At 74.8% G+C, this 15,630-nt stretch carries 14 protein-coding genes; 7 read left to right on the top strand and 7 right to left on the bottom strand.

Going from position 1 to position 15,630, the window contains the following annotated elements:
* Window positions 1-271: 271 nt before the first annotated feature.
* Window positions 272-718 (top strand): hypothetical protein, encoded by a 447-nt coding sequence (locus HCJ94_RS16675; protein WP_168001942.1) that lies wholly within the window; start codon window positions 272-274, stop codon window positions 716-718.
* A gap of 44 nt (window positions 719-762) precedes the next feature.
* Complete coding sequence (locus HCJ94_RS16670; RefSeq protein WP_168002028.1) at window positions 763-1,110, top strand: hypothetical protein; 348 nt, start codon at window positions 763-765, stop codon at window positions 1,108-1,110.
* A 48-nt stretch (window positions 1,111-1,158) separates the two neighbouring features.
* On the opposite strand, the gene rpmJ is transcribed toward HCJ94_RS16670, so the two are convergent.
* Window positions 1,159-1,281, bottom strand: coding sequence for a 50S ribosomal protein L36 (rpmJ, locus tag HCJ94_RS16665; protein WP_168001941.1), 123 nt, complete (start codon window positions 1,279-1,281; stop codon window positions 1,159-1,161).
* A gap of 269 nt (window positions 1,282-1,550) precedes the next feature.
* Between rpmJ and HCJ94_RS16660 the strand changes: the two genes are divergently transcribed.
* The 3 genes from HCJ94_RS16660 to HCJ94_RS16650 all read left to right on the top strand — a co-directional run bounded on the left by HCJ94_RS16660 (window position 1,551) and on the right by HCJ94_RS16650 (window position 3,739).
* Window positions 1,551-2,798 (top strand): glycoside hydrolase family 16 protein, encoded by a 1,248-nt coding sequence (locus HCJ94_RS16660; protein WP_168001940.1) that lies wholly within the window; start codon window positions 1,551-1,553, stop codon window positions 2,796-2,798.
* A gap of 180 nt (window positions 2,799-2,978) precedes the next feature.
* The gene (locus HCJ94_RS16655; RefSeq protein ID WP_168001939.1) at window positions 2,979-3,314 is read left to right on the top strand and encodes an STAS domain-containing protein; all 336 of its coding nucleotides are present in this window, start codon (window positions 2,979-2,981) and stop codon (window positions 3,312-3,314) included.
* Window positions 3,311-3,739: an ATP-binding protein gene (locus HCJ94_RS16650; protein ID WP_309227318.1), complete on the top strand. Its 429-nt coding sequence runs from the start codon at window positions 3,311-3,313 to the stop codon at window positions 3,737-3,739. Before HCJ94_RS16655 ends, HCJ94_RS16650 begins: the two co-directional genes overlap by 4 nt.
* Window positions 3,740-3,745: 6 nt before the next feature.
* Here the strand turns inward: HCJ94_RS16650 and HCJ94_RS16645 are convergent, their stop codons facing one another.
* From HCJ94_RS16645 to HCJ94_RS16635, 3 genes are all read right to left on the bottom strand, one after another.
* Complete coding sequence (locus tag HCJ94_RS16645; protein WP_168001938.1) at window positions 3,746-5,305, bottom strand: PP2C family protein-serine/threonine phosphatase; 1,560 nt, start codon at window positions 5,303-5,305, stop codon at window positions 3,746-3,748.
* A gap of 66 nt (window positions 5,306-5,371) precedes the next feature.
* Window positions 5,372-6,520 carry a PQQ-dependent sugar dehydrogenase gene (locus HCJ94_RS16640; RefSeq protein ID WP_168001937.1) on the bottom strand — a complete coding sequence of 383 codons (1,149 nt, stop codon included), beginning with the start codon at window positions 6,518-6,520 and terminating at the stop codon, window positions 5,372-5,374.
* A 172-nt stretch (window positions 6,521-6,692) separates the two neighbouring features.
* On the bottom strand, window positions 6,693-7,571 hold the full coding sequence (locus HCJ94_RS16635) for an alpha/beta fold hydrolase (RefSeq protein WP_168001936.1): 879 nt from the start codon (window positions 7,569-7,571) through the stop codon (window positions 6,693-6,695).
* Between the two features lie 160 nt (window positions 7,572-7,731).
* On the opposite strand from HCJ94_RS16635, the gene HCJ94_RS16630 reads away from it, so the two are divergent.
* Window positions 7,732-11,073 (top strand): ATP-binding protein, encoded by a 3,342-nt coding sequence (locus HCJ94_RS16630; RefSeq protein WP_168001935.1) that lies wholly within the window; start codon window positions 7,732-7,734, stop codon window positions 11,071-11,073.
* Between the two features lie 162 nt (window positions 11,074-11,235).
* The gene (locus tag HCJ94_RS16625) at window positions 11,236-11,958 is read left to right on the top strand and encodes a DUF2306 domain-containing protein (RefSeq protein ID WP_309227317.1); all 723 of its coding nucleotides are present in this window, start codon (window positions 11,236-11,238) and stop codon (window positions 11,956-11,958) included.
* Between the two features lie 3 nt (window positions 11,959-11,961).
* On the opposite strand, the gene HCJ94_RS16620 is transcribed toward HCJ94_RS16625, so the two are convergent.
* The 3 genes from HCJ94_RS16620 to HCJ94_RS16610 form a co-directional block, all read right to left on the bottom strand.
* A complete protein-coding gene (locus HCJ94_RS16620; RefSeq protein ID WP_168001934.1) occupies window positions 11,962-12,459 on the bottom strand; it encodes a pyridoxamine 5'-phosphate oxidase family protein in 498 nt (165 codons plus the stop codon).
* 148 nt (window positions 12,460-12,607) lie between these two features.
* Window positions 12,608-13,024: a hypothetical protein gene (locus HCJ94_RS16615; RefSeq protein WP_168001933.1), complete on the bottom strand. Its 417-nt coding sequence runs from the start codon at window positions 13,022-13,024 to the stop codon at window positions 12,608-12,610.
* A 70-nt stretch (window positions 13,025-13,094) separates the two neighbouring features.
* Entirely contained in the window at window positions 13,095-15,278 is a 2,184-nt protein-coding gene (locus HCJ94_RS16610; protein WP_168001932.1) for a peptidase S8, read from the bottom strand.
* Window positions 15,279-15,630: the final 352 nt, after the last annotated feature.

Below are 15,630 nucleotides of genomic sequence, written 5' to 3'. Positions count from 1 at the left end.
GCCGTCACGGCCCGACATCCCGTCCATCATCGACGCTCAGTAGCGGCCTGCGACACGGCGCAGCCCGGACCGGCGGCGTCGACCACTGCCCCTCGAACACCACCAGAAGGCTCTTGACCTGCGGATTGTCGGGTCTCGACACTTGGTGGCCACGCGTGCGGGTGATATGACTTGAGTATCGGCCACCAACGACGCGAGCCGTCACATCCCGTTACCGCGCGAGCCGATCCGTCGCGGCCGAGCGGCGGCGGATCCGGCGGGAGGAGCTGCGGTGCCGAAGAAGCGGATCTGGCGTAACCGACAACCGTTCCAGAACGCGGTCGTCGCCACCGCTCCCGTGTGCGGCGCCCTGATGATCATCTTGGAGGTCCGCCCTCCCGCGGTGGAGGCGGCCATGCCGGGGCCGCTCCGCGTCGGCTGGCAGGTCGGCCTGGTCGTGGCCGGGCTGGTCGGTGTCGCGGGACTGCTGTGGCCGGGCCGGTGTTCCACCGCGCTGGGCATCGAACTGGCGTCGATGCTGATGCTCGGCACCCTGGCGGGCATGTACGCGGTGGCGGTGGCGGTGTTCTCCGGCCGGATGGCCGTCGCGGCGGCGTCGTTCATCACCGCCGTGGCGATCGGGTCGTGGTGGCGGGCGGCGGAGGTCGTCCGCGACCTCCGCGGGCTGGCCCGGCCTCGGCAACCCTATCCCAGCGACATCCTCGGCAGGCTCCCGTGACACCTTCGCCCGCCACCAACACCGCCCCCCACTGGGTGCAGATCGTGCTGTCGGTGCTCGGCGTCCTCGGCGGTGCCGGCGGCCTGGCCGCCATCGCCGCCGTGGTGGTGCAGCGCGGCAAGTTCCGGGCCGAGGCGGCGGACATGCTCACCGACACCGCCCTGACCCTGGTGCAGCCGATGCGCGCGCGGGTGACCGAACTGGAGGCGGAGGCACAGTCCGCGCGCGAGCTGCTGCGGGCGTCCGACGAACGGGCCCGACGGCTCCAGCTCACGGTCGCCGAACTCCGCGCGATGCTCGACCGCTGGTACGCGTTGATCTTCGCGCCGGACGCGACGATCCGTGCGATCCGGTACGCCGTTCGCGAGGACCGCCGCAAGCTCGACAGGTAGTGGCCACCGGGCGGACGGCACCCGGCCGGCGCGGGTGCCGGGCGGGACTCAACCCTGTCGGGCCTTCTGCCGCGGATCGGCCTTGTTGATGACGTAGACCCGGCCGCGGCGGCGCACCACGATCGAGTTCATCTTCCTCGTCAACGCGCGCAGCGAGCTGCGGACCTTCATCGTGGTCCACCCCTTCCGTGACGGGTGCCGACCTTCCGGCCAGGTGGCGCGGTCCGGCCGCTCGACGCGTACCCCCGGCGGCACCGGCCATGCCTCCGGCATTTCCCGGCGTCGGCCGGGAGCGCATTGGTAACAGTCTTGACAGATGTTTCGTGCATCGACACACTTCGTTCGAGAGAGCGCTCTCGTGGCACCTCTCCACGGTGACGGCGCGCCGCGGCGGAGGCCCGTGCACACACCGACGTCCACCACCGACCACGGAGATCCCCATGCGCAGAGCCCGTCCCCTCCGGCGCCGACTGCTCGTCGCCGCCGTCGCTGCCGTCACACTCGCCGCGTCCCTCGTCCTGCCCGCCCCCGCCGGCCCGGCCCAGGCCGCCATCGGCGGGATCACCTGGCAGGACGAGTTCAACGCCCCCGCCGGCACGCCGGTCGACCAGAGCCGATGGAGGTTCGACATCGGCGGTCACGGCTGGGGCAACAACGAGCGGCAGTACTACACCAACAGCACCAGCAACGCGGTGCACGACGGCCAGGGCAACCTCGTCATCACGGCACGCCGCGAGAACCCGGCCAACTACCAGTGCCACTACGGCCGGTGCGAGTACACCTCGGCCCGGCTGCTCACCGCCGCGACGTTCACCCAGGCGTACGGCCGCTTCGAGGCACGCATCAAGATCCCACGCGGGCAGGGCATCTGGCCCGCGTTCTGGATGCTCGGCAACGACATGGGCAGCGTCGGCTGGCCGGCCGCCGGCGAGATCGACATCATGGAGAACATCGGCCGGGAGCCGAACACGGTCTACGGCACCATCCACGGCCCCGGCTACTCCGGCGGAGGCGGCATCACCGGCAGCCGCACCCTCGGCCAGCCGCTCGCCGACGCGTTCCACACCTACCGCGTGGACTGGGAGCCGAACTCCATCATCTGGTACCTGGACGGCGTCGAGTACCACCGCGTCGACCCGGGCCGGCTCGGTGGGAACCGGTGGGTGTTCGACCACCCGTTCTTCATGATCCTGAACGTGGCGGTCGGCGGGAACTGGCCCGGCTACCCGGACGCCTCGACCCTGTTCCCGCAGCAGATGCTCGTCGACTACGTGCGCGTCTCGGGCTACACCTCGGGCGGCGGCACCACGACGCGGATCCGCGGCCAGCACAGCGGTCGCTGCATCGACATCCCCGGCGCCAACCCGGTCGAGGGTGCCAAGCTGCAGATCTGGGACTGCAACACCACCGCCGCGCAGGCGTGGACGTTCGCCTCCGACGGCACGGTGCGGGCCATGGGCAAGTGCATGGACCCGGCGTGGGCCGGCACGGCGAACGGCACCGAGGTCAACCTGGTCAGCTGCAACGGCAATCCGGCGCAGCGGTTCACCCTCAACGCCGCGGGCGACCTCGTCAATCTCAACGCCAACCGATGCGTGGACGTCCGGGACTGGGTGAGCACCAACGGCGGCAGGCTCCAGCTGTGGGACTGCACCGGCGGCGCGAACCAGAAGTGGTCCCGCGCCTGACCCGCCCGTGATCGGGCCTTCCGCCCGGAAGGCCCGATCCGTCGCACCACCCGCGGTCGCGGGGAGTCGCGAAGCGGACAGTTGACGACGAGCGACCGCGCGGGCCGGAGCGGCACGCCGACGAGTGACATCATGTCCCCGAACGGCCATGGTTCCGTTCAGGGGAGGGCGAGCTGCCGCATGGCGCGTTTCGAGGCGACGACGTCCAGCGACGCCGGGCGTGTCACGGTGTGGTTGTCCGGCGAGTGCGACCTCGCCGTCCGCGAGCGGCTGACGTCCGTGCTGCTGACGGCGGTGGCCGGCGGCACCGTCGTGGTGGTCGACGTGGGCGGCGTGAACTTCCTCGACTCCAGCGGAGTGCACGGCCTGGTCACCGCACACCACGCGGCTCTCGCCGCCGGCGGCCGGCTGTACGTGGTCAACGCCGTCGGCGGCGTCGCGCGCGTCCTGGACGTGACCGGCGTGGGCGAGCTGCTGCGCCAACCGGCGGACGACCACGGTTCGGAGCAGCGGTGACCGACGGTCGAGCGGCGCCGGACGCCTCGTGCCACCACCTCGCCGCGCCCTCGGCCCCGGTCGAGTCGATGTCGTACGCCCGGGCGGAGGACCTGGCGGCCGTACGCGCGTTCGTCTGCGCCCGGGCGCTCGCCGGCGGCCTCTCCCCCGCCCGGGTCGACCTGCTCGGCCTGGCGGTCAGCGAACTGGCGACGAACACGTTGCAGCACACCGAGGGTGGCGGCCTGGTACGGGTGTGGACGGCGGCGGACGACGTGATCTGCGACATCGTGGACCAGGGCGGCCTGCGGAGCGTCGCCGGGGAGATGCCGGCGGCCGACGCCATCCGCGGGCGGGGCCTGGCGATCGTCGCCCGCATCTGCGACGAGGTGACCGTCTCGGCCAGTCCGCAGGGGACGGTGGTACGCGTCCGGTTCCACCGGTGACGACCGTCAGGACAGCACGCGGACGGCCAGCGTGCAGGTGTCGTCGTCGGGGCTGGGCCGGTGCAGCACCTCGCGCAGCCGGGGCAGGGTCTGCGGACCCGGCTCCCGGGACACGGCCGACAGCTCCCGCAGCACCGGGGCCAGCAGATCCGGATTGTCGCCCACCCGGCGCTCGACGAGCCCGTCGGTGTAGAACAGCAGCAGGTCGTCACCGCGCAACCGGACGGTCGCCGCCGGGTAGGCGGCATCCGCGTCCGCCCCGAGCAGCAGCCCGGCCGGCCGGTCCAGTTCGCTCGCGGCTCCGGCCCGGGACAGCAGCGGAGCCATGTGGCCCGCCCGCGCCCAGGACAGCGTCCGGCTCGCCGGGGCGTACAGGGCGACCACGGCGGTGCCGGTGACGGCCAGCTGACCGCAGAGCCGGTTCATGTGACCGAGCAGCACCCCGGGATCGCGGATGCCGATCGACAACCAGGCCACCAGCGCGTACCGCAGGTGGGCCATGCCGCTGGCCGCCTCCAGGCCGTGACCGGCGACGTCGCCCACCGCCAGCGCCACCAGCCCGTCGGGCAGGGTCTGCGCGTGGTACCAGTCGCCACCCACCCGCACGGCGCTCTCTGCCGGCAGGTAACCGACGAGCACCTCGAGCCCGGCGAGCGGGAACGGCTCGCGCGGCACCGGTTGGATGAGATTCTGCAGCTGCCCGGCGAGGCGATGCTCCGCCAACGCGGTCATCTCCCGGCTGCGCAACTGGTCGCTGAGCCGCTCGATGGCGGTCTGCGAGTCCACCCGGGCCGTCACGTCCTGCACGACGGCGTAGATCTTCACCGGGGCGCCGTCGGCGTCGCGCGCCACGTCGGCCAGGATCCGCAGGTGCTTCACCGTGCTGCCGGCGTGGAAGCGGACGGTGACGTCCGAGGCCGCGCCGCTGTCCAGCGTCTGCCAGGCCGCCTCGGGCAGCCCCACGTCCTCGACGACGACGGCTGCCGACTGCTCGGCCCGGGACATCGGCCCCAGAGCCGGGTCCCGGTCGAAGATCCGGTACATGCCCGGTGACCACTCGCTGAGGCCCGTCACCAGGTCGTACTCGGCCCAGCCCAGACTGCCCAGGAGCTCCGTACGCTCCAGCCGGCGCTGGGACTCGTCCAGCCGCTGCCACCACACGAGCAGCCCACCCAGGACCCGGTGCACACTCACGTCGAACACCGAGTCGGCGACCACGCCGGCTTGCCGGCCCTCGTACTGGAAGCCGGGCAGGCGGTCCGGCGCACCGGTGGCCAGCACCTGGAGGTACGCCTTCCACAGCGGCCCGCCGACCATCGTGGGATACAGCTCGCTGAGCAGCGACCCCACCCGGCCGGTCCCCCGGCCGTAGACGTCGCGCACCTTGTCACTGGTCGCCGCTATCCGGAAGTCGACGACCTGGCCGTCGGAGCCCGTCAACGGCAGCAGCCACGTGCACCCGGTGGGGATCGCCGCCAGCACCTGCCGGACGGCCGCCACGATCGGCTCGTCCAGCGATGGCGACGCCACCCCGGCGTGTCCGACCCGCGGGCCATCGTCTGCCATGCGCGCAGCCTAACCATTTCCCGCCCCGCCCAGCGGACGCGCCGTTCCATGGGCGACCGCTACGGGTCAGTCGGCGCGCGGGAACCACCATCCCCACGCCGGCGGGAACCGCACGATCCGATCGTCGTCCGCGGCCGGGGTGCCCCGGCCGTCCCGGTTGCTGGTGGTGACCCAGAGCGAGCCGTCCGGCGCCCGCACGACCGTGCGGAGCCGGCCGTAGACGCCGACGAGATGCGCGGTGGGGGTGCCGGCACCGCCGGTCCAGTCCAGCGGTACGACCCACAGCCGGGCGCCGCGCAGGGCCGCGACGTAGAGCACGTTTCCGCCCACGATCGCCGCGCCGCTGGGCGACGCCTCGGCGGGCCGCCACGTCACGACCGGGTCGCGGAAGCGCGGGTCGCCGGCCACCCCTTCGACCACCGGCCAGCCGTAGTTACCGCCCGGCACGATGCGGTTGACCTCGTCCCAGGTGCTCGCCCCGAACTCGGTCGCGTAGAGCCGGCCCCGCCAGTCCCAGGCCAGGCCCTGCACGTTGCGATGCCCGAGGCTGTACACCAGGGACCCGGCGATCGGGTTGGAGCCCGGCACACCGCCGTCCGGACGCAACCGGAGGATCTTCCCGTTCCGGCTGCGCGGATCCTGGGCGGAGGCCGCCACGCCGGCGTCGCCCACACCCGCGTAGAGCAGCCCGTCGGGACCGAAGGCGATCCGCCCACCGTTGTGGACGCTCGCCCGCGCCAGCCCGGTGAGGATCGGCTGCTGCACCTGCGGCGCGGTGAGCCGGAAGCGGACGATCCGGTTGTCGACCGCCGAGGTGAAGAAGGCGTACACGTAGCCGTCGCTGCGGTAGCGCGGCGAGACGGCCAGGCCGAGCAGCCCCGACTCGCCGACGGCGGAGACCCCGGCGATCCGCGCGACCTGCTGCGGAGCGGATCCTCGGCGGACCCGCAGGACCCGCCCGCTGTTCCGCTCGGCGACCAGTGCGCTGCCGTCGGGCAGGAAGGCCAGCCCCCACGGCACCTCGAGCCCGGTGGCGACGACCTCCGGGCGGGTGAGGTCGACCCCGCGCCACCCGGTGGCGGCTGTCGGCGCGCCGGCGGTCGCCCCGGCTGGACCGGCGGCGCCCGCCATCGCCGCGGCGGGCGCGGTAGGCGCGCCGGCGACGCCGACGCAGACGGTGAGGACGACCCCGGCGACAACGTTTCGTCTTCTCATGCCGCACCTCCGAGTCTCGCGGCACGCCGGCCGGAGCCGGCGCCGACCGCCGCCCGGACAGCGGCGGGCCCGTCCCAGCGTCGACCGCCGACCGTCACCGGATCGTCACGGCGACGGCCGGCGCCGAGACGCCGGACCCCGGGCGGCGGTGCTCCCCGCCCGGGGTCACCCGCTACCGGTCCAACAGCTCACGGAGCGCCTTGACGACCTCGGCGGGCGCCTCCTCCGTCATGAAGTGACCGCAGGAGACGGTCGTGTGCCGCAGGTCGGGCGCCCACGCGCGCCAGAGGGCGGCGGCGTCGAAGCCGAGGGCGGCCCCCCAGTCCTGCTGGAGGACCGTCACCGGCATCCGCAGGCGGGTGCCGGCGGCGCGGTCGGCGGCGTCGTGTTCGACGTCGATGCCGGCGGACGCGCGGTAGTCGGCGACGATGGACGGTACCGCCTCCCGGGAGGCCGCCAGGTACGCGTCCCGCACGTCGGCGGGGATGGCGTCCGGGTCACGCGTCCAGATGTCGAGGAAGTGGCCGAAGAAGGCGTCGGGGCTGGCCCCGATCAGCCGCTCGGGCAGGCCGGGCGGCTGCGCCATCAGGTAGAGGTGGAAGCCGACGGCGGCGGAGGTGCCGCGCATGACCTCCCACATGTCGAGCGTGGGGAGGACGTCCAGCGCGGCGAGGTGGGTGACCACGTCGGGATGGTCGAGACCGGCGCGGACGGCGACCAGGGCTCCCCGGTCGTGGCCGGCCAGGGCGAACCGCTCGTGGCCCAGCGCGCGGGCGAGGGCGACGACGTCCGCGGCCATCGTGCGCTTCGAGTAGACCGACTGGTCGGTCGCCGCGGGCTTGTCGCTGGCGCCGTACCCCCGCAGGTCGGGGCAGATCACGGTGTGGTCGGCGGCGAGGTCGGCGGCCACGTGCCGCCACATGAGGTGGGTCTGGGGAAAGCCGTGCAGCAGGACGACGGGGCTGCCGGAGCCGCCGACCGCCGCGTGGAGCGTCACGCCGTCGCCGACCGGGACGCGCTGGTGGTCGAAACCTTCGATCCTCGGGTTCACCGGGGACACCTCTCTGCTGGGTCGTGTGGGAGGACCGGCGCGGTGCCGGCCGGGATCGACACTCCCTCGGGGCGATGAGCAGCCGATGAGCGTCGGATGAGTGCCGTGACCAGCGGAGGCGCACCCGATCGACGCCGGGACACCTTCTAGGGTGGGTGCCATGACCGGGCTGGCAGGGGCACCGGCGGTGACGTTCCGGGTGCTGGGGCCGCTGGAGGTGGTCGACCGGCGGGGACGCGTACCCCTCAAGGGCCCGCGGCAGCGGGCGGTGCTGGCTCGCCTGCTGGTGGCCCGGGGCGGGGTCGTGCCGGTCGACCGGCTCGTCGGCGACCTGTGGGAGACACCCGGGGACGGCGCCGTCGCCGCGATCCGCACCTTCGTCGCGGACCTGCGCCGGGCGCTCGAGCCCGGGCGCCCGGCACGGCAGCCGGCGCGGCTCCTGGTGACCGCGCCGCCGGGGTACCTGCTCCGCGTGCCGGCCGACGCGGTGGACGCGTGGCGGTTCGAGGCGGCCGTCACCGGGTCCGGCCGGTCGCTGGCCGAGGGCGACCCGGCGTCGGCGGCCGACCTCCTGGCCGAGGCCCTGGCCTGGTGGCGGGGGCCGGCGTACGCGGAGTTCGCCGACGCCCCCTGGGCGCGCGGCGAGATCAACCGGCTGGACGAGCTGCGGATGCTGGCGACGGAACGGCGCGGCGAGGCCCTGCTGGCGCTGGGGCGGTCCGCCGAGGCGGCCGTCGAGCTGGAACAGCACGTCAGCGCCCGTCCGTTGCGCGAGGACGCGTGGCGGTTGTGGGCCACCGCGCTGTACCGGTCGGGTCGGCAGGCGGACGCGCTGGCCGCGCTGCGCCGGGCCCGCGAGACCCTGGCGGCGGAGCTGGGCCTGGATCCGAGCCCCCGGCTGCGCCGGTTGGAGACCGACATCCTGACCCAGGCGCCCGGTCTGGACCGCCCCGTGCCGGGGGCGGAAGCGACGGGTCGGGACACCCCGGCCGTCCCCGGCAATGGCATCCCGACGGGCGGGCCGACCGGTGCCGGCCGGGCAAGCGCCTTCGTGGGCCGGGACGCGGAGCAGGCCCGGCTCGCGCAGGCGGCCGAGGACGTCGTCCGCCGGCGCCGGCCGGCGATCGCGCTGCTCTCCGGCGGCGCCGGGGCGGGAAAGACGACACTGGCCGAGGCACTCACCCGGCGGCTGGAAGACGCCAGGTGGGCGACCGCCTGGGGCCGGAACCCGGAGTACGAGGGCGCGCCGGCGGCCTGGCCCTGGACCCAGGTCACCGAGGCGCTGGCGGCCGGGGTGACCGACGTCCCCACGGTCGTGTCGCACGCCGACGATCCGGCGCTGGCCCGGTTCCGGCGACATCGTGCCGCCGTGGCGCTCGTGACGGCGGCGGCCGCGCGGAGACCGGTCCTCCTGGTCCTCGACGACCTGCACCGGGCCGACGAGGACACCCTCGACCTGCTGGCCGCGCTGCTGACCGAGCCGGAGCCGGTCACCGGTCCCGTGCTCGTCCTCGGGGTCTTCCGCGCCACCGGGATCGGGCCGGGGCTGACCGCCGCGCTGGCCCGGCTCGCCCGGACCGAACCCGTCCGGGTGTACCTCGACGGCCTCGACGAGCCGGCCACCGGGGACCTCGCCCGGGCCGTGACCCGGACCGACCTCGACCCGTCGACCGTTCGGCTGCTGCACCGGCGCACCGGCGGCAACCCCTTCTACGTCCGCGAACTGGCGCGGTTGCTCGCCGCCGAGGGACCGGCGGCGCTGGACACCGTCCCGGCCGGCGTCCGCGACGTCGTCCGGCACCGGCTGGCCCAACTGCCCGAGGCCGCGCGAACGGTGCTGACGCAGGCCTCCGTCCTCGGCCGGGACGTGGATCCGGAGATCCTCACGGCGCTGGCCGGGGACGAGGCCGTGGTGCTGGACGCGGTCGACGCCGCGGTCGCCGCCGGCTTCCTGACCGAACACGGCACCGAGGGACGGTTGCGGTTCACGCACGTGCTGGTGCGCGACACCCTGTACGGCGATCTGTCCGCGCCGCGGCGCGCCCGCTGGCACACCGCCGCCGGGGAGGCCGTCGAACGCCTGCACCCGGCCGACGTCACCACGCTCGCCCACCACTTCGTCCGGGCCGGCACCCGCGCCACCGCCGCACGCGCCGCCCGGTACGCCACCGCCGCCGCCGAACGCGCCGAACGGCTGTCACGCCCGCACCAGGCGGCGCGGTGGTGGCAGGAGGCGCTCGCCGCCCAGCAGCGGATCGGCGGCGACGACCCGGGCGGACGGCTGCCGTCGTTGATGGGACTGGGTCGCGCGCTCGCCGTCACCGGACATCTGGCCGAGGCGCGCCGGCACCGCGCCGCCGCCCTCACCGCCGCCGAGCAGACGGGCGACCCGGAGCTGACCGCGCAGGTGCTCACCGCCTTCGTGGTCCCGGCGGTCTGGACCCGCAACGACGACGAGCACCTGTCCCGGCGCATCGTCGAGGCCGCCGGGCGTACCCTGGCCGCCCTGCCCGCCGACCGGGCCGAGCAGCGCAGCCGCCTCCTGAGCACGCTCGCCCTGGAGGTGCGGGGCACCACCGCTGACCGGGGGCGCCGCGCCGCCGACGACGCCGAGGCCGTCGCCCGACGCCTGGGGGACCCGTCGCTGCTGGCGTACGCCCTCAACGCCCGCTTCATGCACACGTTCACCCGGACCGGCCTGGCCCCGCAGCGGGCCGCCGTCGGGGCGGAACTGGTCGACCTGTCCCGCCGGCACGAGCTGGTGACGTTCGAGGTCCTGGGCCACCTCATCCTGCTTCAGGCGCGGTGCGCGCTGGCCGACCTCGACGCCGCCGACGCCCACGCCGCCGACGCCGACCGGCTCGCCGACCGTTACGACCTGCCGCTGGTCGGCGTGTTCACCCGCTGGTACGCCGCGCTGCGGCTCGCCGTCACCGGGGACGTGGCGGCGGCGGAGACCGCGTACCGGGCCGCGGAACCGGGCCCGCGGTCGGCCGGCATGTCCGGTATGGACGAGGGCCTGCTGCCCCTGGCGCTGCTGTCGCTGCGCCTGGCCGGCCCGGTCACCGCCGCGCTGGACGCGCTGCGGGAGCACGCGGACGAGTGGCAGGGGTACGCGTGGGGACCGCACGAGCCGTGGGTCCGCCCGGTGACGCTGCTCGCGGCCGGGCGTCCCGCCGACGCGGCCGACGCGCTGCGCGCGCTGCCGGAGTCGCCGCACGACCTGCTCCGCGAGGCGCGTCTCTGCCTCGCCGCCCGGGCCGCGCTCATCCTCGACGACCATGCCGTGATGCGGCGGACGTACGCCGACCTGCGCCCCGCCGCCGGCGAACTGGCCGGCGCCGGCAGCGGCCTCCTCACCCTCGGCACGGTCGCCGACCACCTCGCGGCCCTGGCCGCCGCGCTGGGCCGCCCGGACGAGGCCGCCGACCACCGCCGGTCCGCCGACGCGGTGGCGGCCCGGGTGGCGGGTGCCGCTCCCCGCGCGGCGGGACCCCTCTGAGTCGGTGCGCCGGGGCGCCTCGCCAGGCACCGAGACCGCTCGCTGAAGCGAGCACTGTGGAAGAAGCACGACCGGTCGACGGACACCTACGGTGGGGACGGCACGTGAGGTCGAGACGCGACCGGCAGCGGGTGCCGGTCCGGAACCCGGGAGGAGCTCACCGTGACCCGGTACGTCGAGGAGGTCGGTGGCCCGGCGACGCAGGCGGACCAGCCACCGCGGACGGCGGGACGGCCCGGTGCCCGACGACCCGCCACCCGATGGTGGCGACGGCCGTGGGTGGTGCCGCTGGTCGCGCTGAACGCGGCCTTCCTGCTGTTCGTCCTGCCGCCGTACCTGGGCCTCGACCCGAGCCGGTCACGGGTCGTGCTGAACGAGGACTTCCCGGCGCACTACGCCGTCCTCGTGGCGCACATCCTCTTCGGCACGATCGCGCTGGTGACGGTGTGCCTTCAGGTCTGGCCGTGGCTGCGGCAGCGGTACCCGGCGGTGCACCGGATCAGCGGGCGGCTGTACGTGATCGCCGGGGCGGTCCCGTCCGCGCTGCTCGGGCTCGCCCTCATGCCGTTCGCCGCGGTGCCGGTCGGGCTGCTCGGCAGTGCGCTGGCGGCCGTGGGGTGGATCGTCACGAGCCTGGTCGGCCTGCACATGGCCCGCCGGCGGCGCGTCGCCGAGCACCGCAGGTGGATGGCGTACAGCATCGCCTTTGCCCTGCAGACCCTGTGGGGACGGGTCTTCGTGCTGACGTCGGTGCTGACCGGGGTCACCGTGAACCCGATCGTCCTGGGCGAGGCGGCCGGTTGGCTCAGCTGGCTGGTGAACCTGGCCATCGCGCACTGGTGGGTGCGCCGCACCGCCCGGCCGCCCCGCCCCGCGTTCGGCTGAGCCTCAGTCGAACCGCCAGCGGGTCACGCTGAAGCCGGACTCCTTGTCCATGCCGATCACCTTCGACGGGGTCACCTCGTAGACGAGGTACGGTGCCGGGCCGATGCCGTCACCGTCGAGTCCACCGTCGACGACGGTCACCGGCCAGCCGTGCTTCGTCCCGTAGCCCTCGGCCACCCGTTGCAGCGTCTCCTTGTCGGTGACGCGGGACGCGCTGCCCTCGACCGAGAGGTCGAGGTCGGGCCCGGCGGCGGTGAGGACGCACCGCGGGTTGGCGGCCAGGTTCCGGACCTTCTGAGCGGACTCGCTGGAGCAGAAGTACATGGCGCCGTCCAGCCACATCCCGAGCAGCGGCACGGCGTGCGGCCGGCCGTCCGGCCGGACGGTGGACAGGTAGAACTCGCCCGCCTCCGCCAGCCGCTCGTGCGCCCGGGACCAGGGCGTCGGCGTGGAGCCCTCGCTGGCGAAGGACGGTTCCGCGACCGGGTCACGGTCGACCATGGGTACCCCTTTCGATGACGATGACAGGTGATGGGATCAGCACGCAGAGTAACCCGCCAGGCCGGCCGCCGCGCGGTGGCGGCGCCGGCAGCGGCGTGCCCCGGCGGACCGCGCGGGGCACGCCGGGGCGTCGGTGCGGGGGTCGAGGTCAGCAGGCGATCACCACGTCCGGGGACGTCAGGTACCCCATCATGTTCGGGTCCCACATGACGGACCGGTAGGTGTACGGGCCCGTTCCCCGGCAGTCGAAGTCGAGCCGTGCCGTCGTGTGCGGCTCCATCCACCGCTCCAGCACCGTCCGCCACCCGCCGGGCTCGTAGCGCAGCAGCCAGAAGACCGCGTACGAGCTGCACGTGTTGTGCGCGGTGCTGCGCACGAACCCGCCGAGCGGAGTCTTCGCCGGCGTGCTCGGCGCGGTCGCGCAGGTCGCGGGCCCGCTCGCCCCGGCTTCCGCCGCGTACGCCGTGCCCACGGCCGGCCCGGCGTACGCCGCGGCGGGCGTGCCGGCGAGGGCGAGCCCGGCGGTCAGCGACGCCGTCGTCACGAGTCTCCGGATGTCCGTCATGACTGCTCCTTCGTCCAGCCGGTGCACCACGGCGGGCGGGCGCGGTGTCGGCGCGCCCGCCCACGGGGCGTCACCGGACCAATGGGTAGGCGTTGATGATGGTCTGCGTCAGGCGGTTGCCGTGGGAGTCGACGAGCGTCGCGCGCAGCGACACGGTCGTGGCGCCCGACGGGGTGCGGAAGACCGCCCGGTACGCCCGGTCACCCGCCGGCACCACCAGGGCCGACCGCCAGGTGCGTCCCTGGTCCCCGGAGACCTGGACGGTCAGCCGCCGCACGGTGCCCACCCGCGCCTCGGGCTGGGCGATCAGCGTGACCGGCAGGACCGTCACCGGCGTGGCCCGGGACTGGTTGCGGTCGTCGACCGTGGGGGCGTACCGGACCACCCAGATCGGCAGCCACTCGGTGCCCGCGCCCGACCCCTCCGACCGGAAGGTCCAGGTCGCGTCGATCCTGGTGGACAGCCCGGAGATGGACGGCCGGGTGGTCCGCTTCTCCACCCGGAAGGCCGCCGGCCCCGGCGCCACGGTCGCCGTCACGTCCACCGCGGCCGACTCGCCGACGAGCTGGTCGCCGCGGTAGAGGCGGGTGGACGCCGAGTCGGTGAGCGACCCGCCGCGGTGGCCGTCCTGGTCGGAGAACATCGGGACGCCGAACCACATCCGGTCGCCCTGCCGGCCGGCGTGGCCGGCGAAGTCCAGGAGCGGGCCGAAGGCGGCCGCGTTCCAGCGGTCGGAGTACGCCCGGCCGGCCTGGTAGGTCTGGTAGCCCTGGCCGAGCGCGGTCACCTCCGCCGGCAGCCCGCTCCCGTCGGGGCGGTTCTCCCCGAACGCGGCGCTCCACTCCACCGGGCTCGCGTCGAGGTGGTGCGTCACCCGCGCCGGCAGGTCGTACGGCAGCAGCGACCCGACCGTGCCGGTGACGCCCGGTGCGATCGAGAACAGCGACTTGGTCGCCTGCCGTCCGGGCACCTGCTGGTTGAGCCGCGAGTTGACGGTTGCCAGGCCCGCGTCGGACACCCTCCGCTGGAAGCCGGTGAAGAAGCTGCCCCGCCGGGTGTCCAGCAGGCCGTAGGTGAACGGACTGTTCCGGAAGTCGCCGCGGGCGCCGGGCACGGCCCAGGTCGAGGAGAGGTAGGAGGTCAGCTCCTCGGCGGCGACCTCGGGCCCGAGGTGCCCGGCGTGCAGCCCGACGAAGTCGTCGGCGATCAGCGACAGCCGGAACCCGGCACCGTCGGCCGCCGGGCGGTCGAATCCGAGTTCGACCAGGACCGGGCGGGCCTCGGCGCGCGGCACCGTGGTGGTCACCGGCGCCGCCCGGCGGGCGTCCACGGTCACGGCGGCGTCCCGGTCCAGGGTGAGCCGGGGTTGCACCAGGCGGTACCAGGGGGCGTCCGGCCGTCCGAAGTCGACCACGTCGCCCACGAGGACGTAGTCGCCCTTCGGCAGCCGTACGGTGGCGGTGTCCCCGGTCCCGTGCAGCACCGCCCGGATCTCCCCGGCCCGGTCGAACACGGTCGTCTCGGCCCGGGTCGTCGGCGCGCCGGCGGCGTCGAGGTGCGCGACGGTGAGCTGGTGGGTCTCCGTCTCCTGCGTCGTGGACGCGGGCGCCCGGCCGGTGCGGCCGGCGGGAGACGTGGCGGGATCGACCCGCGGGGCGTCCAGCGAGATGCGCCCGATGCCGGCCGCGCCCGAGCTGATCGCGCGCCACGCCCGTCCCGCATCCGACTTCGGCAGCACCGCGGCCGTGGCTCCGGCCGCATCCGGGCGGCGGACCGCCCGCACGCCGGGCAGGTCGGCGCCGCCGGCCACGACCAGCGGCAGGTCGGCGCGGCGGGCGTCGTGGTAGCCCGCCCGGACCAGGCCCGTCACGTCGAACAGCCGGCGGTCGAGCAGCCCGTCGGTCACCAGTGGGCGGGCGTCCTCCGGTACGACGTACCGGTGCGCGGCCGTGCCGTAGCTGCTGAACCGGATGCCGTCCCGCCCCGGTGCCCGGGTGACGGTGACCCGGGTTCCGTCGGCGGAGGTGCGGACCCGGTCCCCGGTGATCAGGGTGACCTCGTAGGTCGGCTCCGCCGCGTGCTCGGGCGGGGTGATCGATGCCGCCGGGGCGGGCGGTGGGGCGGCGGGGCGTGCACCGCCGTGTGCCGGCTGGCCGCCGAGCATCAGGGCGACGGCCGACCCGACGGCGACCAGCCGTCCCGCCAGCGTGGTTCCCGTTCGCCGAACCCGGGCCGATTGCGGTCTGCCAGGCACCTGTCTGCCCTCCGATGTGGGTCGCGCGTACTGCGGATGTGGCGGTGTCCGGTGGTCTCGCCCGGACACTGAGGATCCTGGTGGCTCCGCGGGGCGGCCCGCATCTCCCGACGTGCGCTCTCCGATCTGGCGGTATGAGCCAATCGATATAGATTAAATTCTATTGAACTTCGTTACGTTGACGCTGGCCTGCCGCACCGACCGGCGACGGGGCCGCGGCAACCCGGCGGCCCACGACACCGGCCCGGCCGGCAGGCACCGGGGCCCGCCGCGGCGTCCCCCTGACCTCGAGGGCACGACGCGGCCGGGCACGGCCGCACCGTCCCGCCCGCGGCGTCACCCCCACGCCGCG

It is taken from the genome of Micromonospora thermarum, assembly GCF_012034245.1.
In the GTDB taxonomy this organism is placed as follows: Bacteria; Actinomycetota; Actinomycetes; order Mycobacteriales; family Micromonosporaceae; genus Micromonospora; species Micromonospora thermarum.
This window is presented reverse-complemented; position numbering and strand designations above follow the sequence as displayed.